General features: G+C 70.1%; 22 protein-coding genes. 4 read left to right on the forward strand and 18 right to left on the reverse strand.

Annotated features, from left to right (window positions below):
• The first annotated feature begins 8 nt into the window (after window positions 1-8).
• Together OG587_RS05740 and OG587_RS05745 are read left to right on the forward strand one after the other, a co-directional pair.
• The gene (locus tag OG587_RS05740) at window positions 9-1193 is read left to right on the forward strand and encodes an NADH-quinone oxidoreductase subunit D (RefSeq protein WP_329087552.1); all 1185 of its coding nucleotides are present in this window, start codon (window positions 9-11) and stop codon (window positions 1191-1193) included.
• Between the two features lie 134 nt (window positions 1194-1327).
• Entirely contained in the window at window positions 1328-2440 is a 1113-nt protein-coding gene (locus OG587_RS05745; RefSeq protein ID WP_329087554.1) for an acyltransferase family protein, read from the forward strand.
• A gap of 150 nt (window positions 2441-2590) precedes the next feature.
• Here the strand turns inward: OG587_RS05745 and OG587_RS05750 are convergent, their stop codons facing one another.
• From OG587_RS05750 to dacB, 11 genes are all read right to left on the reverse strand, one after another.
• Entirely contained in the window at window positions 2591-3043 is a 453-nt protein-coding gene (locus OG587_RS05750) for a DUF3180 domain-containing protein (RefSeq protein ID WP_329087556.1), read from the reverse strand.
• Complete coding sequence (folK, locus tag OG587_RS05755) at window positions 3040-3537, reverse strand: 2-amino-4-hydroxy-6-hydroxymethyldihydropteridine diphosphokinase (RefSeq protein ID WP_329087558.1); 498 nt, start codon at window positions 3535-3537, stop codon at window positions 3040-3042. Before folK ends, OG587_RS05750 begins: the two co-directional genes overlap by 4 nt.
• Window positions 3534-3947 (reverse strand): dihydroneopterin aldolase, encoded by a 414-nt coding sequence (gene folB, locus OG587_RS05760; RefSeq protein WP_329093748.1) that lies wholly within the window; start codon window positions 3945-3947, stop codon window positions 3534-3536. The genes folK and folB overlap by 4 nt, the downstream gene beginning before the upstream one ends.
• Before the next feature lie 260 nt (window positions 3948-4207).
• A complete protein-coding gene (locus OG587_RS05765) occupies window positions 4208-4648 on the reverse strand; it encodes a nuclear transport factor 2 family protein (protein ID WP_329087560.1) in 441 nt (146 codons plus the stop codon).
• The gene (folP, locus tag OG587_RS05770) at window positions 4645-5496 is read right to left on the reverse strand and encodes a dihydropteroate synthase (protein WP_329087562.1); all 852 of its coding nucleotides are present in this window, start codon (window positions 5494-5496) and stop codon (window positions 4645-4647) included. The genes OG587_RS05765 and folP overlap by 4 nt, the downstream gene beginning before the upstream one ends.
• A 560-nt stretch (window positions 5497-6056) precedes the next feature.
• Complete coding sequence (folE, locus tag OG587_RS05775) at window positions 6057-6641, reverse strand: GTP cyclohydrolase I FolE (protein WP_329087565.1); 585 nt, start codon at window positions 6639-6641, stop codon at window positions 6057-6059.
• 2 nt (window positions 6642-6643) lie between these two features.
• Window positions 6644-8650 (reverse strand): ATP-dependent zinc metalloprotease FtsH, encoded by a 2007-nt coding sequence (ftsH, locus tag OG587_RS05780; RefSeq protein WP_329087567.1) that lies wholly within the window; start codon window positions 8648-8650, stop codon window positions 6644-6646.
• Window positions 8651-8930: 280 nt separating this feature from the next.
• Window positions 8931-9488 (reverse strand): hypoxanthine phosphoribosyltransferase, encoded by a 558-nt coding sequence (hpt, locus tag OG587_RS05785; RefSeq protein WP_329087569.1) that lies wholly within the window; start codon window positions 9486-9488, stop codon window positions 8931-8933.
• A gap of 12 nt (window positions 9489-9500) precedes the next feature.
• The gene (gene tilS, locus OG587_RS05790; RefSeq protein ID WP_329087571.1) at window positions 9501-10514 is read right to left on the reverse strand and encodes a tRNA lysidine(34) synthetase TilS; all 1014 of its coding nucleotides are present in this window, start codon (window positions 10512-10514) and stop codon (window positions 9501-9503) included.
• 137 nt (window positions 10515-10651) lie between these two features.
• On the reverse strand, window positions 10652-11740 hold the full coding sequence (locus tag OG587_RS05795; protein ID WP_329087572.1) for a zinc-dependent metalloprotease: 1089 nt from the start codon (window positions 11738-11740) through the stop codon (window positions 10652-10654).
• A 51-nt stretch (window positions 11741-11791) separates the two neighbouring features.
• Window positions 11792-13159: a D-alanyl-D-alanine carboxypeptidase/D-alanyl-D-alanine endopeptidase gene (gene dacB, locus OG587_RS05800; protein ID WP_329087574.1), complete on the reverse strand. Its 1368-nt coding sequence runs from the start codon at window positions 13157-13159 to the stop codon at window positions 11792-11794.
• A 122-nt stretch (window positions 13160-13281) separates the two neighbouring features.
• Here dacB and OG587_RS05805 point away from each other — a divergent pair, with 122 nt between their 5' ends.
• Window positions 13282-13779 carry an inorganic diphosphatase gene (locus OG587_RS05805; protein ID WP_329087576.1) on the forward strand — a complete coding sequence of 166 codons (498 nt, stop codon included), beginning with the start codon at window positions 13282-13284 and terminating at the stop codon, window positions 13777-13779.
• An 82-nt stretch (window positions 13780-13861) separates the two neighbouring features.
• Here OG587_RS05805 and OG587_RS05810 read toward each other — a convergent pair whose 3' ends face one another.
• The 7 genes from OG587_RS05810 to OG587_RS05840 form a co-directional block, all read right to left on the reverse strand.
• A complete protein-coding gene (locus tag OG587_RS05810) occupies window positions 13862-15151 on the reverse strand; it encodes a C40 family peptidase (protein ID WP_329087578.1) in 1290 nt (429 codons plus the stop codon).
• A 723-nt stretch (window positions 15152-15874) separates the two neighbouring features.
• Complete coding sequence (locus tag OG587_RS05815; RefSeq protein ID WP_329087580.1) at window positions 15875-17719, reverse strand: hypothetical protein; 1845 nt, start codon at window positions 17717-17719, stop codon at window positions 15875-15877.
• 555 nt (window positions 17720-18274) lie between these two features.
• Window positions 18275-19093, reverse strand: a complete 819-nt coding sequence (locus OG587_RS05820; protein WP_329087582.1) for a hypothetical protein — start codon at window positions 19091-19093, stop codon at window positions 18275-18277.
• A gap of 63 nt (window positions 19094-19156) precedes the next feature.
• A complete protein-coding gene (locus OG587_RS05825; RefSeq protein ID WP_329087583.1) occupies window positions 19157-20767 on the reverse strand; it encodes an ABC-F family ATP-binding cassette domain-containing protein in 1611 nt (536 codons plus the stop codon).
• Window positions 20768-20872: 105 nt separating this feature from the next.
• Window positions 20873-21277: an AAA family ATPase gene (locus OG587_RS47045; RefSeq protein WP_443075477.1), complete on the reverse strand. Its 405-nt coding sequence runs from the start codon at window positions 21275-21277 to the stop codon at window positions 20873-20875.
• A gap of 73 nt (window positions 21278-21350) precedes the next feature.
• Window positions 21351-21863: a sigma factor-like helix-turn-helix DNA-binding protein gene (locus OG587_RS05835; RefSeq protein ID WP_329087585.1), complete on the reverse strand. Its 513-nt coding sequence runs from the start codon at window positions 21861-21863 to the stop codon at window positions 21351-21353.
• Window positions 21864-22623: 760 nt separating this feature from the next.
• A complete protein-coding gene (locus tag OG587_RS05840; RefSeq protein WP_329087587.1) occupies window positions 22624-23871 on the reverse strand; it encodes an HAD-IA family hydrolase in 1248 nt (415 codons plus the stop codon).
• Between the two features lie 838 nt (window positions 23872-24709).
• Between OG587_RS05840 and OG587_RS05845 the strand changes: the two genes are divergently transcribed.
• Window positions 24710-25303 carry a hypothetical protein gene (locus OG587_RS05845; RefSeq protein WP_329087589.1) on the forward strand — a complete coding sequence of 198 codons (594 nt, stop codon included), beginning with the start codon at window positions 24710-24712 and terminating at the stop codon, window positions 25301-25303.
• Window positions 25304-25306 lie beyond the last annotated feature (3 nt).

The raw sequence follows: 25306 nt of genomic DNA on the forward strand, positions 1-25306 counted from the left end.
ATGGCCCTATGACTGAAGGCGCGCCCCGTGAGCTGAGCGTGGGGCTGGGGGCTGGAGCCGAAGCCGTGCGGGGGGCGGACGGCAAGGAGCTCGCGACCGAGGACATGATCCTCAACATCGGGCCGCAGCACCCGTCCACACACGGTGTGCTGCGGCTGCGGCTCACGCTGGACGGCGAACGGATCAGCTCGGCCGAGCCGATCGTGGGCTACATGCACCGGGGCGCCGAGAAGCTCTTCGAGGTGCGCGACTACCGGCAGATCATCGTGCTGGCCAACCGGCACGACTGGCTGTCGGCGTTCGCCAACGAGCTGGGCGTCGTGCTCGCGGTGGAGCGGATGCTCGGCATGGAGGTGCCGGTCAGGGCCGTCTGGACCCGCACGCTGATGGCCGAGCTCAACCGGGTGCTCAGCCACCTGATGTTCCTCGGGTCCTACCCGCTGGAGCTCGGCGCGATCACCCCGGTCTTCTACGCGTTCCGGGAGCGCGAGACCCTCCAGGCCGTGATGGAGGAGATCTCCGGCGGGCGCATGCACTACATGTTCAACCGGGTCGGCGGCCTGAAGGAGGAGCTCCCCGAGGGGTGGACGGGCCGGGTCGCCCAGGCCGTGGCCGACGTGCGGCGACGGCTGCCCGACATCGAGAACCTGATCGCCGGGAACGAGATCTTCCTCGCCCGCACGCGCGGGGTGGGCGTCCTCGACCGCGAGACGATCATGCAGTACGGCGTGAGCGGCCCGATCGCCCGCGCCTCCGGCGTCGACGTCGACCTGCGCAGGGACGAGCCGTACCTCGCCTACGGGGAGCTGCCGGTGAAGGTCGTCACCCGGTCCGCGGGAGACTGCCACGCCCGGTTCGAGGTGCTGCTGGAACAGGTGAAGGTCTCCCTCGACCTGGCCGACGCCTGCGTGGAACGGCTCCTCGAACTACCCCCTGGGCCGATCAACCAGCGCCTGCCCAAGGTGCTGAAGGTTCCCGAGGGCCACACCTACGCCTGGACGGAGAGCCCGCTGGGCCTCAACGGCTACTACCTGGTCTCGCGCGGGGAGAAGACGCCGTGGCGGATGAAGCTCCGCTCGGCCTCCTTCAACAACGTCCAGGTGCTGCGTGAGATGCTTCCCGGCCACCTGGTCTCGGACATGGTGGCCATCCTGGGCTCGATGTTCTTCGTCGTCGGCGACATCGACAAGTAAGGCACGGTTGGAACCGCATGATCGAACCCGGTGGAGACCAGGAGAGGGCGACCCCCTCGGCGCTCCCCACACCCCCCACACCCCCCGCACCCCCCTCCCCGGAAACCTCCGGGCCCCCCGCCGAAGCGGATTCCGTGCCGTCCGAGGCTCCTCCGGTCGCGAGCGGGGCACAGCGGGACCGGTACGTCGACTGGCTGCGCGCGTTCAGCCTGATCGTCGTGGTCGTCTGGCACTGGGCGTTCACGATCCTGCAGTGGGGGCCGGGCGGCCCCTCGCCGACGAGCCCGCTGGGCTTCACCTCGGGACTGTGGATCCTGACGTGGCTGCTGCAGGTGCTGCCGCTCTTCTTCTACGTGGGCGGGTACGTCCACCTGCTGTCGTGGAACCGGGCCCGCGAGCGCGGGGTCGGCATCGGCACCTTCGTGTCGCGGCGCATCCGGAGCCTCGCGATCCCCGCGCTGGCGCTGGCCGGGACCTGGATCGTGTTCGGCGTGATCGTGACGCGGGCGTTCGGGGTCGACTGGATGGACCGCGTGGTCCTGCTCGTCATCAGCCCGCTCTGGTTCATCGGCGTCTACCTCGTGCTGATCGCCCTGCTGCCGATCTCGCTCTGGCTGCACCGGCACTACGACGTGCTGGCCCTGATCTGGCTGGCGGGGGCGGCGCTCGTCGTCGACGTGCTGCGGCTGCGCTACGGGTACGAGGCCGCGGGCTGGCTCAACATGATCATCGTCTGGGGACTGGCCCACCAGGCCGGATTCTTCTACGACCGGGTGGTGGCGCTTCCCCGCCGCTTCGACGTCGCCATCCTGTGGACCGGGCTGTTCGCCCTCTTCGGCCTGGTCTACTCGGGCATCTACCCGGGCTCGATGGTGGGCGTTCCCGGCGACAAGCTGTCCAACATGGCGCCGCCCACCTTCGTCATCGTGGCGCTGCTGATCTTCCAGATCGGCCTGGTGGAGGTGCTGAGGCCGTCCATGGAACGCCTGCTCGCACGCCCCAGGTGGCAGCGCGTGAACGAGACGGTGAACCGGTTCGCGCTCCCGCTGTTCCTGTTTCACACGACCGGCATGGCGATCTGGGTGGCGCTGACCTGGTGGCTGGCGGGCGGCGGGCCCGGCGAGAGGGTGCGGCCTGACCTGTTCTGGTGGCTGGAGCGCCCCCTGGCCGTCGCCGGGGCGCTGGTCTGCACGCTCCCGGTCATCATGCTCTTCGGACGCCAGTGGACGGTGAGGCGGCGACGCTAGCGCGGCGGCACCTCGGCGGGGGACGCCGAAGGCCGATGAACGCCGAGAGCCGTGCACCCCGAGAGCCGTGGACCCCCGAGGCGGCCGACATCGGGCGCGCGCCTCGGCGACGGACGGCGAGGGCGTGACGCCGCCGCGGGGCGCGGCGCCTCAGCGATCGTCGTCCGCGGAGTCCTTGGGCACCTTGCAGCAGTGCTCCAGGTACAGGGCCGAGCAGATCAGCAGCACGCACACCATCAACGACCCGCCGGTGATGAAGAAGTCGCGGCGGGGGACCTCCTGCTCCAGAAGCTCCGCCGTGTAGAGGGTGAACCCGGCGAAGATCCCGCCGAAGACCGCCCCGCCGTACGCGGAGGCCTTGGCCAGGGCGGCCAGGCGGGCCACGGCCAGGGGCTCGACGGGCTTGGTGTCGGGCCTGCGCTCGATCCTGGCCTTCGTCATCCAGCCGCTGTAGAACTCGCCGATCGCCAGCAGCAGCACCGTCGGGATCGCCGTCCACGGCACGGTCGGCAGGGACGAGTAGAGCGGCTTGAGCATCGCCCAGGTGAGGATCCCGGCCACGACGAGGAGCCCGATGAGAACACCGGGACGGGTTGGCTTCACGCGGGCCTCTGGAGGGTCAGGTCGGGGCGCGGCCGTACGTAGCCCTGGTCGAGACCGGCCAGCAGGTCGGCCACCCGACGCCCGGAGAGGACGGCCTCGGGGTCGGCCCGCACCCAGGGGACCAGCACGAACGCGCGCTCGTGCGCCCTGGGGTGCGGCAGGGTGAGGTCGGGGTCGTCCATGACGACATCCCCCACGGTGATCAGGTCGACGTCCAGCGTGCGCGCTCCCCAGCGCTCCACCCGGACCCTGCCGAAGGCGTTCTCCACACCTTGAGCACGATCGAGGAGCTCCCGGGGTTCCAGCGCGCTCTCGGCGATCACCACCGCGTTGAGATAGGCGCCCTGCTCGGGGCCGCCGACCGGATCGGTCTCGTAGACCGGCGACACCGCGACGAACGTGAGTTCCGGCTTCTCGAAGAGGGTGTCGAGCGCGCCCCGCAGGGTGTCGAACCGGTCGCCCAGATTGCTGCCGAGCGCCAGGACCACCCTCATGCCCGACGCCGGGTGATCGTCACGATCACGTCGTCGAACGGCAGCGGGATCGGCGCGGCGGGCTTGTGCACGCTCACCTCCGCCACCTGGACGAGCTCGCGGGCCAGGCAGACGTCGGCCAGGCGCTGGGCCAGGGTCTCGATCAGGTCGACCGGCTCGCCCCCCACGACCCCCGCCAGCTCCTCGGCGAGCTCGCCGTAGTGAACGGTCCTGGTGAGGTCGTCCCCGGCCGCCGCCGGCGCCGTGTCGAGGAACAGGGTGACGTCGACGACGAACTCCTGGCCGAGCTCCCGCTCCGCCGCCAGCACGCCGTGCCGCCCGCGCACCCGCAGCCCCTTCAGGCTGATCCGGTCGGCCGTGCCCGGTGGCGGGCCGTACGCCGCGTCCCCGGACGAGCCCGGGGCCTCCAGCGGATCCCGGAGCGAGCCCCCGGCCGGGCCGCCGACCGGCTCGTCGGCCGGATCGCCGATCAGGTCGCTGACGCCGTCGTCGATCCGCAGGGGCGTCTCGGCGTGGATCCGGGACGCGCCACCGGGCCGCCCCCCGCCCGCCACGGAATCGTCACGCCCACCGGACCGTCCGTCCGCCACGGAGCCGACGCCCCCACCGGGCCGTTCGCCGGCCGCCGGGAGACCGCCGCCCCCGCCGGACCGTTCACCGGTGCGTTCGCTCACGCGGTTTCCTCTTCCTCGTCCTCGTCGTCACCCTGCAGCACGGGCGAGCCGTGGTGCAGCCAGAGCCGCCACCCCGCCGACGTCCGCACGAAGGTGTTGCTCGCGACCACCTTGCCCGCCGCGAAGCTGGAATCACCTTCGTCGCCCGCGGTGAGGATGTTCTCCTCGCAGGTGAGGATGGCGACGTCGCCCAGGACCATGACGCGGACGTCGGTCAGCACGAACTGGATGTAGGGCGTGTTGGCCATGATGAGCGCCCACGAGCGCAGCACCTCCTGCCGGCCGTTCACGATCGGCCAGCCGGGGTGGACGCAGCTCACCTGCTCGCCCTCGATGTCCTCGGCCCAGATCTCGGTCATCCGGTCGAGGTCGGCGTCCTCGATGGCGGTGTAGAACGCCTGATTGACCGTCTCGACGGCGGTGGTGTCGACGCTCATGATCTCGCTCCCTGAACTGCGGCAGCCACACGGACGGCGTCCGCGTTCGGGCGGACGTCGTGCACGCGCACACACCAGGCCCCCGCCTGCGCGGCGAGCGCCGTCACGGCGAGCGTGGCATCGTCACTACGACTGAAAGGGCGCGGCGCGCCGTCCGGGCCGGCCAGGAGGCGACCCAGGAAGCGTTTCCGCGAGGCCCCGACGAGCAGCGGGTAGCCCAGCTCTCCGAGCCGGTCGATACCCGCGATCAGAGCCCAGTTGTGTTCGGGGTTCTTGGAGAAGCCCAGCCCCGGGTCGAGCACGATCTGCTCCTCCGACACCCCCTCGGCCAGCACGGAGGCGACCCGCTTGGCGAGCTCCTCGCGCACCTCGGTCACCACGTCGCCGTACACGGCCCTGCGGTCCATGGCGTGACTGTGCCCCCGCCAGTGCATCACCACGTACGGCACCCCGGAGGCGGCCACGACCCTCGGCATCGCCGGGTCGGCCAGCCCTCCGCTGACGTCGTTGACCAGTTTCGCCCCGGCCTCCACGGCCATCTGGGCGACCTCGGCCCGCATGGTGTCGACGCTGACGATGACGCCCTCGCGGCTCAGCTCCCGGATGACCGGCTCGACCCTGGCCAGCTCCTCCTCCAGCGGCACCCGCGCGGCGCCGGGCCTGGTGGACTCGCCGCCCACGTCGACGATGTCGGCGCCCTGCTCGACCAGCTCCAGGCCGTGACGCACGGCCACCGCCGGGTCGAACCACCGGCCGCCGTCGGAGAAGGAGTCGGGAGTCACGTTGACCACGCCCATCACGAGGCACCGGCCCGCGTCCGGCAACCCGGGCACACTCCACGTAGTCATGGCGACAAGCCTAGGCGTTGTGCACCGTACGCCCGTCTCGTGGGTCCGGCTTGCGCCATAACGAATCCGCACACCCGTCACAGGGCGGACGGCCTTCGGTCGGTGTCCCGCCCGGGACGTCTGGCTGGCATGCGTTCTCCTCCACTCGGAGTCGGCGGCTCCGCGGGCCCCTCGGGCGTGCCCGCCGCGATCCGAGAACCGGAGAGAACCCGGTCGGGGCTCCCGGCCCCGCCGGGTGTGGCGATATTAGCCCGGCCAAGGTCACCCCGGGGGACTTTCCCCGCGCCACAGCCCTTTCCGGCCACAGGCCCGGTCACAGGCCCGGTCACGGATCCGACTGCGGGCCATGTCACAGCCCCCCTGTCACAGGTCCGGCCACAGGTCCGGCCACAGGTCCGGCCACGGACTCGGTCACAGGTCCGGTCATGGATCCGACCGCGGGCCCGGTCATGGGCCCGGTCATCACCCTCCAGAACGCGGAAACCCCGTCCGGGCCGCCGATGGGCGGTCCGGGCGGGGTGCGGGCCCGTACGGGCTCTCGAAGGCACGCGAGAGGACGATCAGCGGATGATGAGGGCCATCGCCTCGGCGCGGGTCCTGTCACTGTTGCGGAAGTCTCCGCGCACGGCCGAGGTGATCGTCTTGGCACCGGGCTTGCGGACGCCCCGCATGGTCATGCAGAGGTGCTCGCACTCGATCACGACGATGACCCCCCGCGGCTCCAGCACGTTCATGAGCGCGTCGGCGATCTGGGAGGTCATCCTCTCCTGCACCTGGGGACGCCTGGCGTACACGTCGACGAGGCGGGCGAGCTTGGACAGGCCGGTGACCTGCCCCTTCGCGTTCGGGATGTAGCCGACGTGGGCGACGCCGTGGAACGGCACGAGGTGGTGCTCGCAGGTCGAGTAGACCTCGATGTCGCGGACGAGCACCATCTCGTCGTGGTCCACGTCGAAGACCGTGGTCAGGACCTCCTCCGGGGTCTGCCCCAGCCCGGCGAACTGCTCTGCGTAGGCTCGGGCGACCCTGGCCGGGGTGGCCTGGAGGCCGTCGCGGTCGGGATCCTCACCGATGGCGATGAGGATCTCGCGGACGGCGTTCTCCAGCCGGACCGTGTCGACCTGGAGCGGCTTGGCACCCGCCACGCTCAGTTCACGTCCTTGGGCGAGACGTCGGGGTGACCCGTGCCCGCCGGAAGGGCGCCGTTGCCACCGGCCTGCTCGCCCGTGGGGAGCGCGCCGTTGCCGGACTGCTCCTTGCGGGACAGGATCGGCGGGCGGTTGGAGGGCAGCCGCTTGCCGTAGCCGGAGTAGGAGGGCCTCTTCTCCTTGACGACGACCGGGGCGAAGATCTGCAGGACCTGGTCGCGGGAGAGGGTTTCCTTCTCCATCAGCTCCAGCACCAGGTTGTCGAGCACGTCGCGGTACTCGACGAGGATCTCCCAGGCCTGGTCGTGGCCGGACTCGATGAGGCGGCGGACCTCCTCGTCGATCGTGGAGGCGATCTTCTCGGAGTAGTCGCGCTCGTGGCCCATCTCGCGGCCGAGGAAGACCTCGCCGTTGCCGCTGCCGAACTTTCGGGCGCCGAGCTGCTCGCTCATGCCGTACTCGGTGACCATGCGGCGGGCGATGGAGGTGGCCTTCTCGATGTCGTTGGAGGCGCCGGTGGTGGGCTCGTGGAAGACGAGCTCCTCCGCCGTACGGCCGCCGAGGAGCATCGCGAGCTGGTCCAGCATCTCCGAGCGGGTCGCGAGGAACTTGTCCTCCATCGGCAGCGTCATCGTGTAACCGAGGGCGCGTCCGCGGGACAGGATCGTGATCTTGTGGACCGGGTCGGAGTTGGGCAGCGCGTGCGCGACCAGGGCGTGCCCGCCCTCGTGGTACGCGATGATCTTCTTTTCCTGGTCCGACATGACGCGCGACTTGCGCTCGGGACCGGCCATCACGCGGTCGATGGACTCCTCGAGCAGCTCCATCGTGATCAGCTTCTGGTCGGCCCGCGCGGTGAGCAGCGCGGCCTCGTTGATCACGTTGGCCAGGTCGGCACCGGTGAAACCGGGCGTCCGGCGGGCGATGATGTCGAGGTCGACGCCCTCGGCGAAGGGCTTGCCGCGGCCGTGCACCTTGAGGATGCCCTTGCGGCCCTCCAGGTCGGGGCGGTCGACGGTGACCTGGCGGTCGAAACGACCGGGACGCAGCAGCGCCGGGTCGAGGATGTCGGGCCGGTTGGTCGCGGCGATCAGGATCACGCCGCCCTTGACGTCGAAGCCGTCCATCTCGACGAGGAGCTGGTTCAGCGTCTGCTCGCGCTCGTCGTGACCGCCGCCGAGACCGGCGCCGCGGTGGCGGCCCACCGCGTCGATCTCGTCGATGAAGATGATCGCCGGAGCGTTCGCCTTGGCCTGCTCGAACAGGTCGCGGACCCGGGAGGCGCCGACGCCGACGAACATCTCGACGAAGTCGGAACCGGAGATGGAGTAGAACGGCACCCCGGCCTCACCGGCGACGGCCCTGGCGAGCAGGGTCTTGCCGGTTCCGGGCGGGCCGTAGAGCAGGACGCCCTTGGGGATCTTGGCGCCGATCGCCTGGAACTTCGCCGGGGCCTGTAGGAACTCCTTGATCTCCTGGAGCTCCTCGATGGCCTCGTCGGCACCCGCGACGTCGGCGAAAGTGGTCTTCGGGGTGTCCTTGGTGATGAGTTTGGCCTTCGACTTACCGAAGTTCATCACCCGGGAGCCGCCGCCCTGCATCTGATTCATGATGAACAGGAAGATCAGCACGATGATGACGATCGGCAGGAAGCTCACCAGGAGCCCGAGAAGGAAGTTCTCCTTGGGAACGTCGACGTTGTATCCGCCGGGCAGCTTGTTGGCCGCCTTGGCCGCCTGGAGTTTGTCGGCGAGCTGCACGCCCTGACCCGTCACCCACGAGGAGTAGTAGAGCTTCTTGTCGGTCAGAGTGACCTCGATGCGCTGATCCTTGTCGATGATCTTTGCATTGGAGACCTTGCCCTCGTCGATCCAGCTGACGATCTGGGAGGTGTCTCGCCTCTCGAAGTTGCCCTCACCGCCCCACATGGTGGTGACGAGAAGGAGCAGAACGACGATGCCCAGGATCCACAGCAGTGGCCCACGTGTAAATCGCTTGAGATCCATCCGATGCGGAACCCCGGCGGGCCCGTCCCTTCCTGACCAGAGCCTGGCAACCCCGGGCGAACCCGGGGTTCGCGGTATCCCTAACCGCTCCAACTGACTACCCAGAGACGGCGAGAGGCCACCTCTTCGGTTGTCCGAAGGTACACCGGCGTGGCGCACGGGGTCACCGCGCGGACAGACCGGCTTTGCCCTACCAACGTACGTCAGGTAGGTCCGTGTTCCCCGCCGCTATGGGCAATGTCGCGTTTGTGAATGACACACTTCGCGCAGGGCGTACTTTTCAGCCCGCTCCGTATACGTGGGGGGCGAGAGTCCCGATGAAGGGAAGGTTGCGGTAGCGCTCGGCGTAGTCGAGGCCGTAACCGATCACGAACTCGTTGGGGATGTCGAAGCCGACGTACTTCACGTCGATCGGCACCTTGATCGCGTCCGGCTTGCGCAGCGCGGCGCAGATCTCCACCGAGGCGGGGCTGCGCGACTTCAGGTTGTGGACCAGCCACGACAGGGTCAGGCCCGAGTCGATGATGTCCTCGACGACCAGCACGTGGCGTCCGGCGATGTCGGTGTCGAGGTCCTTGAGAACGCGCACGACGCCCGACGACCTGGTGCCCGCCCCGTAGGACGAGACGGCCATCCAGTCCATCTGCACGGGCAGGTGGAGGGCTCTCGCCAGGTCCGCCATCACCATGACCGCGCCCTTGAGCACGCCCACGATCAGCAGGTCCTTGCCCGCGTAGTCCTCGTCGATCCGGCTCGCGAGCTCCTTGATCTTGGCTTGGAGCTCATCCTCGGGAATGAGGACCTTCGAGAGGTCCCGGCCCATGTCGGCTGCGTCCACCTGGGATTTTCCTTACGAAACGGGGCTGGCTGGCTGTCTGGCGAGTATCAGGGTGCCATACCGACGAACCGCACCCACCCCCCCGGGCACCTCTACGCGCCGCTGCCCCCGCCACGCCGTGACCAGACGGTCGACCTGGAGGACGTGCGAGGCCGCGAGCGTGCCCGGCGGCGCCCCCGCGTCGATCGCCGCCCTCCGCAACACCCGCCGCCGCACGGCGGCGGGAAGATCCTCCAGGTCCCGTACGGCCACCGTCACCGTCGTGATATCGCTAAGAGCGCAATCCCTGACGGCGACGCGGGTGTAGACCTCCCCGGCCCAGGCGTCGAGCGCGTCGGCGTCGTCGCGGCACAGGGACGCGGTCCTGGCGAGCGCCTCGGCGACACCGGGGCCGAGCTCGCCCTCCAGGGCGGGCAGCAGCCGCTCTCGGACCCGGACCCGGGTGTACCTCGGGTCGAGATTGTGCGGGTCGTCCCACGGGACCAGGCCGAGCGCCGCGCAGGCCGCCACGGTCGTCGCGCGGCCGAGTTCGAGCAGCGGCCGCCGGTAGATCCCGGCCCGCGCGGGCATCCCGGCCAGCGACCGGGTGCCGCTCCCCCTGGCCAGCCCGAGCAGCACGGTCTCCGCCTGGTCGTCCCTGGTGTGCCCGAGCAGCACGGCCGCCGCCCCGAGGCGCTCCGCCGCCTCGGACAGGGCCGCGTACCTGGCCTGCCTGGCCGCCGCCTCAGGCCCGCCCGAGACGCCGACGGAGACGGGCAGCGCCTCGGCGAGGTCGAGCCCCAGTCCGGTCGCGAGTCGCACGACGTCACCCGCGCGGTCGCCGGAACCCTCCTGCAGGCCGTGGTCGACGCTGAGCAGGCCGGCGCGGAGCCCGGCGCGGGGCGCCGTGAAGCCCAGCGCGGCGGCCAGGGCCAGGGAGTCGGCGCCGCCGCTGCACGCGGCCAGCACGAGAGCGCCCGGCTCCAGGTCGCCCAGCGCGAGGCGTACGGCGCGTCGGACATCGGCGACGGCGGGATGCGGACCCATGCCCGCCATTGTCCGGCCTCGAACGGGACGGCGGCGCGACCGCCTCGGCGGGACCGGCCGGAACGGCAGGGGCGGGGCCGGAACGGCGGGGGCGGCCAGGGCGGGGGCGGCCCGGCCGATCGGGCCGCCCTGCCCGGTCAGCCGGTGGTGCCGCTGGGGATGGCCGGGGTGCCGGTCACCCTGGCGATCCAGCGCGCGGGCTTGGCGATCTCATCCTGGGTGGGGAGCGTCTCCGGCGAGGTCCAGACCTTGTTGAAGCCGTCGATGCCCACCTGCCCCACGACCGTGCGGACGAAGGCCGAGCCCTCGGCGTACTGCTTCATCTTGAGGTCGAGACCGAGCAGCCTGCGGATCGTGCGGTCGAGACGGGAACCGCCCTCGCGGCGGTGGTGGAACTTGGCGCGGATGTCGGCGACCGAGGGGACCACCGAGGGGCCGACCGCGTCCATGACGTAGTCGCCGTGCCCCTCGACCAGGGTCATCACCGCGGTGAGCCGGTCGAGGATCACCTTCTGCTCGGGCGTCTGGATCGCGTCGATCAGGTTGCCCTCACCGCCCCTGACGACGTCGGTGAACGTGCCGGCGGCCGAGCGGAGCCGCTCGAGCAGCGCGGGCAGGTCGATGTCGGAGGCGAGCAGGAAGTCGGTCGTCTGCGAGCTGACGTACTCGCGCAGCCAGGGGACGCCGGTGAACTGCACGCGGTGGGTCTCCTCGTGCAGGCAGACCCAGAGGCGGAAGTCACGCGGGTTGACGTTGAGCTCCTGCTCGGTGTTGACGATGTTGGGCGCGACCAGGGTGAGGCGTCCCGTGGGCGCCTGGCCGGTCGGGTCGGGCGGCAGGAACAGCTCGTACTGCCCCAGGACGCGGGAGGCGAGGAAGGCCAGCACCGCGCCCACCTCGACCCCGGTGACGCGCGAGCCCACGGCGCTCACGATCGCCGGCGTCTGGCTCCCCCGGGCGGCCATCCGCTCGGTGAGCGGCTCCAGCACCACCCGGAACCCGTCGACGTTGGCCTTGATCCAGCCGGGCCTGTCGACGATGGTCGCGGGTTGCGGCGCGGTCTCGGTGTCGATTCGGGTGAACTCGCGGACGTGCCCCTCGGCCTCGCGCGAGAGCCGCCGCAAATCGGTGACGGCCTGCCGGGCCTCCTCTCGGCTCACTTGCGGCCCGGGGCGCACCAGGCGCGTTCCGGTCGCTACGGCAAGATCCCAATCGATCACCTGCATACCGTCCACCGTACGTGCTCTCCCCCCGAGTCGCGCACCCGGAACCCGTGATCAGCCGATGGCGACCGCGGCGGCGAGCCTGTCGAGGGCCGCCTCCGCCTTGCCCCAGCCCGGCGGGACCTTGTCCGCCATGAAGGCGAAGGTCACCAGGCGTCCGCCCCGCGTGGTGGTCATGCCCGCCAGGGTGTTGACCCCGTCAAGGGTGCCCGTCTTGGCGCGGATCAGCCCGTAGGCGGAGTGGAGCTTGTCGAACCTGTGCCCGAGGGTGCCGCTGAAGCCGGCGACCGGCATGCCGCTGGCGATCTGGTGCAGGGCGGGGTTCGCCGGGGAGGCCGCCACCGCGACCAGGCGGGCGAGCGCCTCGGGGGCGATGCGGTTCTTCGGCGACAGCCCGCTGCCGTCGAACACCCGCACGCCCTTCGCCGCGCCGAGCCTGGTCAGCACCTTGCCGACGGCCGCGGCGCCGCCGTCGAAGGAGGCCGGCTCCCCCTCCTTGATCGCCACGTGCCTGGCCAGCGCCTCCGACAGGTCGTTGTCGCTGAGCGTGAGGGCCCGCTCGACCAGGGCGTAGACCGGCGCGGAGTCGACCCGGGCGATCTCCTGCGCACCGGCCGGGGCCTTGGACCGCCTGGCGGACCTGACGACCGTGATCCCGTACTTCGACAGCAGCGACACGAACGCGCCGTGCGCCGCGCGGGAGGGGTCGGGGACCCGCTGGTCACTGCCCCGCGAGCTCCTGCCCTCGTCGATCATGAGCGCCGTGACAGGGGCGACGCTGCCCTCGGGTACGTAGCCGGGCTTCCACGTCGCGGCGGTGCGCGGCCCCGTGTAGAGGGAGTCGTCGTAGGCCACCGTCACCTTGGACACCCCGGCCTCCTTGAGCGCCCTGGCGGTGCGCGAGGCGAGGCCGGCGAGGGAGGCGGGCCGGGGGTAGACCGGGCTCGCCGCCGTCCTGGGGCTCGCCAGGGTGGGGTCGCCGCCCCCGACGAGGATGATCGAGCCTGGCGAGGAGCCCCGCACCACGCGGGTGCTCAGCCTCGCGTCGGGTCCCAGCGAGGCCATCGAGGCGACCGCGGTGACGACCTTGGTGGTGGAGGCGGGGGTGATGCCCATGGCCGCGCCGCTGCCGAACAGCAGGGCGCCCGTCTCCGCGTCGAGGACCGCGGCCCCGACACTCTCCCCCAGGGCGGGGTCACCCAACGCCTCGGTCAACCGCTGCGCCAAAGTACCCTTGGCGGGAAGAGGGCCGTTCCCCCCCGCTGCCAGCACCGGACCCGCGGTGATGACCGGGACGGGGGGCGGCTCGGCCGACGCGACGATCGTCTCGGGCTCACTCTCGACCAGCACACCGCTGGTGAGCAGGTGTGCCCCGGCCGCGACGACGAAAATCTGCAGCAGGACGAGAGTGACCAATGCCACCCACCGCTCACGCCGCATTATCGTCGCCGTCCTCTCATCATCGGTATCCAAAAGGCATAAAACGCCTACGAGACATTAACGCCCAACCGGGGGTGCCCGGGGGCCTGAGTGGAGGAAACGCGGTGGAGTTCGACGTTCTCGTTGAGATTCCCAAGGGGCAACGGAACAAGTACGAGGTGGACCACGAGTCAGGCCGCATCAGGCTCGACCGCATGCTCTTCACCTCCACGCAGTACCCCGCCGACTACGGCTTCATCGAAGACACGCTCGGCGAGGACGGTGATCCACTCGACGCCCTGGTGCTGCTCCAGGAGCCGACCTTCCCCGGCTGCCTGATCAAGTGCCGGGCAGTCGGCATGTTCCGCATGACCGACGAGAAGGGCGGCGACGACAAGGTCCTGTGTGTCCCCGCCACCGATCCCCGGATGGAACACATTCGCGACATCCACCACGTTCCCGAGTTCGACCGCCTGGAGATCCAGCACTTCTTCGAGGTCTACAAGGATCTGGAGCCCGGCAAGTCGGTCGAGGGTGCCAACTGGGTCGGCAGGGTGGAGGCCGAAGAGGAGATCGTCCGCTCCATCAAGCGCGCCAAGGACGAGGTTCACGGAAAGCACTGATTCGTGACCGGATCATTACCCGGTCCTCAGCCGGTCGCCCTTTGGCCGGTCGCTCTTCGGTCGATCGCCCTCTGGCCGGTCGTCACGCGGGACGGGTCGCGCCGATGAGGTCGCTGCGCCACATCGGCGCGACCCTGACCACGTCCCCCGTCTGCGGGGCGTGCACCATCAGCCCCCGGCCGATGTAGATCCCCACGTGGTGGATGTCGCCGGGGTTCTGGGTGATCTGCCCGTAGAAGAGCAGGTCACCCCGCTGAAGCTCGCTGAGCCGCACGTGCGGGCCCGCGGTCCACTGGGTGCCGGTCCAGTGGTCCATGGCGATCCCGACCCGCTCCCAGGCCCGCATGGTCAGCCCCGAGCAGTCGTAGGCGGCCGGCCCGGCGGCCGCCCACACGTACGGCTTGTCGAGCTGGGTGAGCGCCCAGTCTGCGGCGATGTCGCCCCTGGCCGAGCCGGCCGTCACGTTGAGCGCCCAGCGCGACGCGGGCTCCCCCGAGGCCACCGCCGTCCGCGCCGCCTCGCGGCGCATCGCGGCGGCCTGGTATCGGGCGCGTTCGGCGTTCTCCCTGGCGATCCTGGCCTGCTCCAGGGCCTCCTCGCGCTTTCTGGCGAGCAGATCGGCGGCACCGCGCGCCTCGTCGGCCAGCTTCTCCAGCCTCGCCTGCTCCTCCTTGATCCGCCGAGTCTCGTCGACCTGCTCGGCGACCGCCTCCTCTGCGGCGAGCTTCGCCTCCTCGGCCCTCGCCTGGGCCTCCCGCTGTCCGGCGTAGGCGTCGTCCGCCTGCGCCTGCAGGATGGCGAAGACCTCCTGGGCCTCCCGCAGCTGCTTGAGCGTCTCCGCCTGCCCCCCGCCCATGTGGGCCAGAATGCTGGCCCGGCGCAGGTAGCCGTCGTCCGTGGGACCGCCGCTGTCGGCCATCATGGCCATCATGGGCTGGGCGATGTCCAGTCCGCCGTAGTTCTGGGTGGTGATCGCGGCCACCGCCTGCCGGGCCTCCCCGACCTCGGAACCCGCCACCTCGGCCCGCTCGGCCGCCTGCTCGGCGAGCTCCTTGGCGCGAGCCGTCTTGACCAGCTCCCCGTTGTACGACTCGACGAGCCGCTCCGCCTGGGCGACCAGCCCCTCCAGCCTGGCCTGCGCCTCGGCGACCTGCACCGTCGTCGCACCGAGCCTCTCACCGCGCTCGCGGGCCAGGGCCCGCGCGTCGGCGACCTCACCTGCCGACGGACCCGACACACCGCCCGGTACGGCGTCGTCGGCCGGTCCCGGCCGGCCGGGAACAGCGCCGGCGGGGAGCCCCGGCCCGGCGATCAGGCAACAGGCGAGGCCCGCCACCGCGGCGGCATGACGGCGCCGTCTGACTGAATGCATGCGTCTCCCCCCGGAGTCCCCCTTGGATACCGCGTGTCGCGGTCTCACCGCGCAGCGCGGTGCGTCGCCGCGTGCCAGGCGGCGGCCTACCTCAGCATTCCCGCTCGTCACTCTCCGCACACATGTCACTCACGCCCCGTAGTCACCGTCCGCCACAATACTCCCGCCGACGGGGGTCCCGATCCCAGAACCTCCACGACCGGCCCCCGATACGGCGCGCGACGGCTTTCTCCCCGGCGGACGGCGGCGGGTTTCTTCTCGGGCAGCGGTACGGCCCGGACATCCGGACGACCCGCCTGGCAGAGGCCGGGGCCGAGAGCCGAGCAGGCCGGGCGGGGCGGGCGGAGCGGGCGGAGCGGGGTAGGGCGGGCAAGCCGGGGCCGGGGTCGGCCGGGGCGGGCCGGACAGGCCGGGCAGGGTAGGGCGGGCGAGCCGGACAGGGCGGGCCGGGCGAGGCGGCCGGACAGGGGCCGGGGCCGGGCGGGGCCGAGAGCCGGGCGGGCGGGGAAACAGAGGGAGGCGGGGGCAGGCCGGTCAGAGGTCGGACCGGTCAGACCGATGTGGCGGGCGGCCTGGAGAGGGCGGGAGACTCCGGTCACGAGGGCGGCGAGGGCGGCGCGGCGAGGTTCGCGGCGGAGTTCGCAGCGGTGGAAGCCGACGGGAAACCTCCCGGAGACCGCCCCTGACCCGGACCGTCCGAAGACCGCCCCCGGCCCCTGCCGTTCAGGGCCTGTCCGTGCCCCCGCCGTCCGGAGTCTGTCCGTGACCCGCGCTGTCCGGGGTCCGCCCATGGCCCGCACCGTCCGAGGCCTGTCCATGGCCCGCACCATTCGAGGTCCGTCCGCGATCCGCGCTGTTCGGGATCCGTTCCGGGCCCGCCTCGCCCTGGGTCCGCCTCGGACCGGTGGAGGCCGGTCGAGAATCGTCAGGGACCTGTCTTGGGCCGGACCTCGGGTGGCCGGGGTCGGCACGCGGGCGTCGCGGATCCGCGTACGGCGGCCGGGGGTTCGCCCGCGGAGGCCTCGGATCGGCCCGCGGGGGCCGAGGGGCCGCGCGCGGGGGCCGGTGTTCTCCTCTCGGGCCCGTCGCGTCTCTCGGGGGCCTCGGATTCGCCCGGGGAGGTGCCGGGTCCGCCTGCGGGGAGCCCGGGGTCACCCGCGGGGGCACGGGATTCGCCGGTCGATGGGTGGTCCGGCAGCGGCGGGAGGAGTGTCCGTGGTGGTCGCGGGACGGGTGCCTGTCCGGCGTACCGATCCCGGGGGATCCCGGCGGCACAGGTGACACGGGTGACACGGGTGGGCGGGGTGGGGCCGGGTCCTCCGCCGGAGCGGCCGGACGGTCGGACGGCCCGTCACCGGCCGGACCGGCCGGTCCTTCGCCGGACGGCTCGTCACCCGGCCGCCGAGGCGGGACCTCCGCCTCGGGGCCGATCGGGCCCGGCACCCCCGGCCGGTCGCTCCCGAAGTCGGGTCCGGTGGCGCTGACCGGCTCCGTCGCCCCGAGCGAACCGATCCGCCCGACGGCCACCCCCTCCCCGACGGGCTCCGGCGTCACGGGCGCGTCCTCCCTCCGGGGCTCCCCGGGTCTCGGTGCGTCCGAAGGCTTCGCCGCCGCCGGGAACGTGCCCGAGGCGACGCCGGAACCCGCGCCTCCCGGCTCGGCCACCGTCTGGGCGAGGACCAGGGCGAGCGCCGTCGCCGCGGCGACCGCGGCCACCGCACCGGCCAGCGCGTAGGGCCTGCGACGGCTCCCGCGAACCCTGCCGACGGGGAACCCGGCATCGTCGAGGGGGCCGGCCCGGTGGGCGACGTCGCGCCGGTAGGGGACCCGCTCGGGGTCGGTGAAGTGGCTCATCACCCACGCGCGCAGCGTGGGCGGCAGCGCGACCAGGGGGAGCAGGTCGAAGACCTTGGCCGCGGAGACCTGCCTGACCCGGTGCGGGGCGCAGGTGTCGCAGCGGTTCACGTGGCGGATGACCCGCTCGCGCGCCTCCGGCGTGAGCTCGCCGTTGAAGCCGGCCAACATGCGGGCCCGGCTCGCGCAGTCGTAGGGCCCCTTGCGGATGAGGACCTCCGCGGTGACGACGTCGCGCAGGCGCTCCCTCGCCGACTCGTACAGCGCGCCGGCGACCTTGGGGGTGACGCCCAGGACCGCAGCGAGGTCGATGGGCCCGAAGCCGTGCCGGCAGCTCAGGTCGAGGACCTCCCGGTCGTCGGGCGACAGGCTCCGGGTGGCGTTCCACGCCATCACCCGCAGGTCCGCGTCGTCTCCGGCGGTGACCACCGGGACGGGGGCCCGCGGGTCGGGCTCCTCGGCGAGATCGCGCCGTACGCACTCCCCCCGAGCGAGTGCGTACAGCCACGCCTCCAGCCGACGGGAGTCGGTGAGCGCGTGAACATGGGCCTCGGCGGCGACGAAGGTGTCGAGGAGCGCCGACTCCGCGGCGTCGGAGGTGGTGAGCATTGAACAGCAGTATCGGTAGACGCTTTCCGCGTATGAGTCGTAGAGATCGGCGAGGGCTCCGGGACTCCTCGCGCACAGCGCTGCGACCAGGACACTGTCAGTCATGTAATCGAAGTTAAACGCTGGGTAACCACAAATACAGCAGTTCACGGGCGGTGACTTCGACTGTCTTTACCGTGTCAATGAGTCGAGTAAAAACTCGACGCCAATAGCAATAATAAATATTGATGAATGACTATTTAACTGAATTAATCGTGCATATCGGTGCGCCGAGAGGTCTCCCGGTCGCGGGCGCCCGACCGTGAGCGGACGGTCGCGAGCGGACGGTCGCGAGCGTCAAGACCACGGACGAACGGTCGCGAGCATCCGGCGGGCGCGGAAGGATGACCGTGGGGACGGTCACAAACGAAACGGACGGTCGCGAGCATCCGGCGGGCGCGAAGGGACGACCACCGGCAGACGGTCACGAACGTCCGGCGATCACAAACGACGGGCGCGAACGTCCGACGGGCGCGAACGTCCGACGGGCGCGAACGTCCGACGGGCGCGAACGTCCGACGGGCGCGAACGTCCGACGGGCGCGAACGTCCGACGGGCGCGAACGTCCGACGGGCGCGAACGTCCGACGGTCACGAACGTCCGGCGGGCGCGAAGGGACGATCAGGGGCGGTCGGCTCCCGCGAGGGGTGCCTGCCTGCCCCGGTCCTTGGCGAACGGGGGCATCTTCGGCTTGACCGTGTTCAGGGGCAGGGAACCGCCGAGGGCGAGCTGCTCGAAGGGGCGGCTGCTCGATCCCCAGGTGCGCGCGGTCACCTCGGCGGAGGCGATGTCGCCGGTGTTCTGGACGCTCTTGATCTGCAGGATGAACCGGCGCTTCTGGCCCGCCTGGACGTTGTCCACGAACGTGCTCCCGCCACCGAGCAGCTTGCCCCGCTTGTCGCGCAGGAGCGCGGTGACGGCCAGGCTGCGGGCCGGTATCACGTACGGGGTGCCGACGTAGCCGGTGACGAGATAGTCGCCGTCGGCCGTGCGGTCGGTCAGCACCTCGCGGACCGGGAAGGGCTGGAAGGCCGAGACGATCCGGCCCGCCTGGTGCCAGCGCGCCGGGCGGTACGCGATGCTCACGGCGGCGGGCTTGTCCTGGGTCACCACCTGGCCGGTGAAGGGCAGCGTCCCGGCGGGGGGCACGGCGTCCAGCGGCTGTTCCAGCCGGACGACCTCCTTGCCCTCGGAGTTCTTGGCCACCACTGTGGCCACGACGTGCTCGCCGAAGTGCCACGGGTTGGTGTTGGCCAGCACTCCAGCCCAATTCACCACGTACCCGTCATCGCCCTTGACGATGGAAGAGGCCTGCTCTCTGACCGCGATCGGCTGGAGCGCGGCGGCCTGCTTCGTCTCCTCGTCGTCGTCAGTGCATCCGGCGCATCCGACAAGGAGGAGGAGGGCGAGGGCGCCGACGATTCGGGTGCTGTGCGTCACCTAGCCGTGATAACCGGTGACGACCTCCCGCCCACCTGGACACGCCGGAAACGGCCCGAGTCTTTACCTCTGCCGGACCACCCTGGCCTCATCCCACACCGGTTCGGATGATTCGTAGACCTTTCCATCGGTCCCGAAGACCAGATACCGGTCGAAGTCATCGGCGAACCAGCGGTCGTGGGTGACGGCGACCACGGTCCCGTCGAAGGCGTCCAGCCCCTCCTGGAGAGCCTCGGCACTGGCCAGGTCGAGGTTGTCGGTCGGCTCGTCCAGCAGCAACAGGGTGGTGCCCGACAGTTCGAGCAGCAGGATCTGCAGCCTGGCCTGCTGGCCGCCGGACAGCGTCTCGAAGCGCTGCTCGGCGATGGTCCCGGCCAGCTCGTAGCGGGACAACACCTTCATCGCCTCGTTCTTGAGCCGGGCGTGCTCGGTCATGACGATCTCGCAGGGCGTCCGGCCGATGAGCTCGGGGCGGGCGTGCGTCTGGGCGAAGTGGCCGGGGACGACCCGGGCACCGAGCCTGGCCACGCCGGTGTGCCGGACCTCCTCCCCGGCGACCAGACGCAGGAAGTGCGACTTGCCCGAGCCGTTGGAACCCAGCACCGCGACCCGCTCGCCGTACCAGATCTCCAGGTCGAACGGCTTCATCAGGCCGGTGAGCTCCAGCTTCTCGCAGATGACCGCCCGCTTGGCGGTCCGGCCGCCCTTGAGCCGCATGCTGATGAACTGCTCCTTGGGCGCCGCCTCGGGCGGCCCGGCCTCCTCGAACCTGCGCAGCCGGGTCTGGGCCGAGTGGTAAGCGGCGGCCATGGTGTCCATGTACTTGGCCTTCTGCTTCAGCATGAGGACCAGACGCTTGATCTTGGCGTGCTCCTCGTCCCAGCGCTTCTTCAGCTCGTCGAGGCGCTCGTTGCGCTCCCTGCGCGCCTGGGCGTACGAGCGGAAGCCCCCGCCGTGGACCCAGATGTTGCCGGACTCGACGGTGATGATCCGGTCGGCCGCGTTGGCCAGGAGCTCCCTGTCGTGGCTGACCAGCAGCACCGTCTTGGCCGTCTCGCGCAGCGCCCGCTCCAGCCAGAGCTTGCCCGGCACGTCCAGGTAGTTGTCCGGCTCGTCGAGCAGCAGCGTCTGGTCGGGCCCCCGCAGCAGCGCCTCCAGCACCAGCCGCTTCTGCTCACCACCCGACAGCGTGTTGACCTCGCGGTACTTGCAGTCGTCGTACGGCATGCCGAGGGCGGCCATGGCGCAGGTGTCCCAGAGCACCTCGATGTCGTAGCCACCCGCGTCGGTGTAGTCGGTGATGGCCTGCGCGTAGCGCATCTGCGCCTTCTCGTCCTCGCGCTCCATCATCACGAGCTCGGCGGCGTCGAGGTGCTCGGCCGCCTGCCGAACGCGCTGCGGGGCGACGCTGACCAGCAGGTCGTGCACGGACCTGCCGTCGCGGATGCTGCCGATGAACTGCCGCATGATGCCCAGGCCGCCGGAGCTGGCGACGCTCCCGTCGACCGGCTGCAGGTCACCCGCGATCAGCCGCATCAACGTCGTCTTGCCCGCCCCGTTGGGCCCGACGAGTGCCGCCTTGACCCCCTCGCCGACCCGGAAGGACACGTCGTCCAGCAACGGCCGCCCGTCCGGCAGAACGTATGTCAGATGACCAACCTCAACGTGCGCCACCGCGATTCCCCTCCAAAGGTCCTCGCGCAGGTTACCTGCGAACCGGTATTCCGGACATTTCGATTTCCGCCGTCCCGGCGCCGTCCGCTCGCACGGGGCCGGACCTCACAGCCGGTGGGGCGCTGAGAACTCCCGGCAGGCCCGCGGTCGACTCAGCCTCTGGCGCCGCAATCGGCTTCGGTGACCGAACGAGATCAGGCCTCTCCCACGCCCTGGAGCAGGTCGGCCTTCACCACGCCTTCGACCGCGTGACAGATGAATCTCGTCGATCATCATCGGACGCGCCCCATCGGCGATGAAGACAGCGGAATCGGCCTGCGCCGCCGATCTCAACGAGCCGTCATCCAGGGTGAGATACGTCCCCTCTCTTCCCCCATTGAGCTGCCGAAGCAGGGTGGTCTTGCCCGACTGCCTCGGTCCGTTGACGATCACTATCCTGAAGGCGTCGAGGAACTCCTCGGCATGACCGGTTACACGACGTGAGACCAGCTCGGGCACTGCGGCTCCCATCTGCGGCGGTTGAGCCCCGCATAAATCCAAACCGACATTTGGCGGCGCTTAAAACCGACAGATCGCACACCAGTCACCGACATTTGGCGGGATTAAAAACCAGCAGACTACGGACCCGTAACCGACATCCGAGTAGACACCCCGGTCGGCGGCCAGCAGGAAGCGAGGACCGGGCGGACCTTCCGTCGTGGGCCGTACCGGAACCGAACCACGCAACCCGGCCGCGACGGCAACACTCATCGCCACGACGGCCAGAGCAGCCAGCAGCGGAGCCATGCGAAGAGATCCGCGAAGGCGACGAAGGACCTTCGGCCGCACAGCCTGGTCGGCGGGGCGCAGGGTCTCGGCGCCCACCAGTCCCGCGCCAGCGGTAAAGGCGTCGCGGAGCCGGTCTTCGATCTGCGAAGTCTCGGCTCTCCTCCAGTTTCGCAGCGAGCGTCTTGAGAGCTCGGGACGTGGTCGACTTCACCGTTCCACGGCTGACACGCATGACCTCGGCGATGTCCCCCTCCGACAGGTCGAGGTAGTAGCGCGGCACCACCGCCTCACGCTGACGGCGTGGCAGAGCGCGAACGGCCAGAAACACCTCGCGACGGGTCTCCCCCAGCAGGACCTCCGCCTCCGCGGACCAGAACGGCGCTTTCCGTTTTCACTCACCGGCATCCCGACTTCCGCCGGGTACGGCGCGGCTCAGTGTCCCGGCAGGAGAGTGAACGCCGGGACATGGGCCGGACACGCACCACCGAGAAGTCTCGCGTGTCGAGTGTGAGCACCTCTGTGACATGCAGGCGTTCCGCAACGACGACCACGGAAGCATCCGCAGCACCCAGAGGAAGATTCGGATACCGCTCCACGAGCGCCGCGACGCGTGCCAGGTCAGTCCGGGTCAGACCAATCTGAGCAAACCGTTCAGACATTGCGCCCTCTTCCGTTCCAGCCGTAACGGCGCCACCCCTCCCAGATCCTTGAGCCGCTACGCCCGTCTATGGGTTACGCGGTGCCGTCCGGTGCTGGTCTTCGAGAAGCGGACGTACGCCTCAATGCCGCCTACGGATACCAGTGCTAATCCCGATGTTCTACCTACTTATCCCTAGTAGTACTTCTCACCCCCACCGGCTGGGGCCGTTCTTGAGTTAGCTCGGGAGCGGTTGACGAGATCCCGTCCGATCGGCTTGATCGGGCGGGATCGGGATCTCGCTGTTTTCCGGGTTGACGTGATCGCTTGGCGGGCTCTCGGGAACGCGTCGGGTGGCTGCGGAGACGGTGCCGACGGTGATCGATGGCTGCGGACGCGCGAGAGTCCGGCCGTGGGGCGTGCTGGATCTTACGGTCGGGATCTGGCGGGATCACTGCAGCTGTAGGGCTATGAAGGTCCAGTGGACGTCCTGGCGGCCGAGGGGGTCTTTGCGTTCGCTGCGATGGAGGGCGTGGAGTCCGGTGGCGGCGGCCAGGTGGATCGTCTCGTCTGCCGACACCTCGAACATGCGTCGTCCTGTGGGGACTGGTCCGTGCCGCAGTGACAGGATGATTCGTCCGTGCGGTACCAGCAGGCCGGTGAGGTGCTTCATCGCCTCCGACCGTTCCTGTTCGTCCAGGTGCATCCAGACTGCGGTGAGCAGGATCAGGTCGTACCGCTCAGGACGTCGGCGCAGGGTGGTCAACTCGGGCAGATGGTCGTCGACCCATTCAATGCCGGTCGCCGGGTGAAGTCGCTGTCCATGGGCGCGGAGTTCGGCGGTGGGCTCGACCGCGACCACCGTGTGTCCCAGCCGGGACAGGGCGGCGGCGTCGCGTCCTGTTCCCGCGCCGAGGTCCAGGACCCGGCTGGGCTGTGCGGGGAACAGGTGCAGCACTTCGCGGTGAACCTCGGCGAAGGTGACGCTCTCGTACTGGTCTGCGAGGAGATCGGATACCTCGCCGTATCCGGCTGTTCCCGCGATCCCGCGAGGTTCGGTGAGCAGAGCGGGTAGTTCGCGCATGTCGTCGAAGACCACTGTGTCCGGGCCTTCCAGCCAGTGTGCCGGCCTGAGACCGCCGCAGTAGCCGAAGACGCGCATGCCGGCGGCGCGAGCCGCCTGGACGCCGTACCGGCTGTCCTCGACCACCACGCAGGCCGCGGGGTCGGCGCCCATCCGCTCCGCGGCATGCAGGAACAGGTCGGGGGCCGGCTTGCCGTGCGTGACTTCGGTGGCGCTGAAGATACGGCCTTCGAACCGCTGGTAAAGACCGGTGCGGCCGAGGGTGTGGCGCATCTTGTCATGGCTGCCGCCGGAGGCCACACAGGTACGCAAGGTGATCGCATCCAGGGCCTCGACGATGCCGTCGACCGGGGTGAGCTCGGCGTCAACGGCCTCCCGGTGCAGCCGGTGGAACCGCTCGGCCGCCTCCACCGTCAGCAGGCGGCCGAGGTGGGCCTCGATCTCCTCGTCAATGGACTTGCTGGATCGGCCCACGAACCGTTCGGTCACCTCGGCCTCGGTCAGCGGCCAGCCGAGATCGGTCAGCACGGCGGAGTGCACCCGCACGGCGATGTGCTCACTGTCGACCAGCACACCATCGCAGTCGAAAATAACAAGCTCAATCGGGTTGATCACCCGATAAGCATAGAGATAACCGTTACATGCTTGATCGCCCCTTTCTGGCGATTTAAGGTCGCAGGCCTGGGCTTGATCGCGGTTGGGCAACAGGGGTCCCCATGAGAACGGCCGTCTGTGCATGATCCAGTTCGACCAAGAACGAATCATCGGCAAACGGCCGTGAGGATCATTGTGCACCGTGCGTCGGCTCGCCGTGAAGCGGCGGCACCTGAGGAGCTGCGAACCTTCCGCGCCGAGGTGTACTCGGTGTTCGGGAACTGGGCGGATGCGCTGTTTGAGTTGGTGGACGCGCTGGCGGGGACGGCTCGGCCGATCCGCAGTGTGGCGGAGTTGATGTTCCCCGGCCTGCCGCCGCGGCTGGGGCAGCCTGTACCAGGCGCTGGAGGATGGTGAGGTCGTGGTCGAGCAGGCGCGCGACGTGCTGGCCCGCTACGTGCGGCCGGTCGGCGGCGTGCTGATGTTCGCCATCGACTCCCGCGGAGGGCGTTAAAGATCACAGCTAGCACATGGGCTGCCCGACCTCTACGCTGCCGCAACGATAGTCGCAGGTCAACGCCCAGGAGAAGAACGACGACCTCGCAGGGACAAGGGGGTCATGGCTTGCACGTGGGCTGACCAACCTCAATGTGCGCCACCGCGATTCCCCTCCAAAGGTCCTCGCGCAGGGTACCCGCCGGTTTCGCCTATGGCGCCCGGATTTTCCGCTGGTACGGCACGGCATCGCGATCGGTGTCACCGCATGGCAGCCGATCTCACTTCCAAAACAGGAGCGCTTCGAAGTCGATCGACTACACAAGGTGACAGACATGCCATAAATGCATAGTACTATTCATCTATGAGGGAAACTCCGCCGTTGCTACTTCCCCTGTTCCGGTCCAATGCCGTCGGTGAGCTGCTCGCCTGGCTGTACCTTCACCCGGAGAAGGAGTACTCGACGACCGATCTGGCCAGGCAGGCAGGCGTATCCCAGCCGACCGTGAGCCGTGAGATGGACCGGTTCGCCGCCGCCGGACTGACCAAGGAGAGACGGCACGGCAACCTCCGTCTCATCCGCGCCGACACCGATACGATCGTCGCCAAGCCGCTCACCGACCTGCTGGCGGTGACCTTCGGCCCGGCAGCCATCCTGCCATCTCTCCTCCAGTCGATCCCTGGCGTCAACGAGGCGTACATCTACGGCTCCTGGGCCGCCCGGCACGCGAACCAGACCGGGCCACCCCCGCGTGACATCGACGTCCTCGTGGTGGGCTCTCCGGACGAGGACGAACTGTACGACGCGGCACGGTCGGCGGAACGCGTCCTCGGCCGAGAAGTGAACATCAGCCGGATCTCGCCGACGTCGTGGAATTCCGACCAGGGCGACCCGTTCGTGATGTCCCTGCGGAGCAAGCCCCTTCACCCCCTGATTCAGAACCGGAGAACATCGTGAGAT

This window comes from Streptosporangium sp. NBC_01469 (assembly GCF_036227305.1).
Lineage (GTDB): Bacteria > Actinomycetota > Actinomycetes > Streptosporangiales > Streptosporangiaceae > Streptosporangium.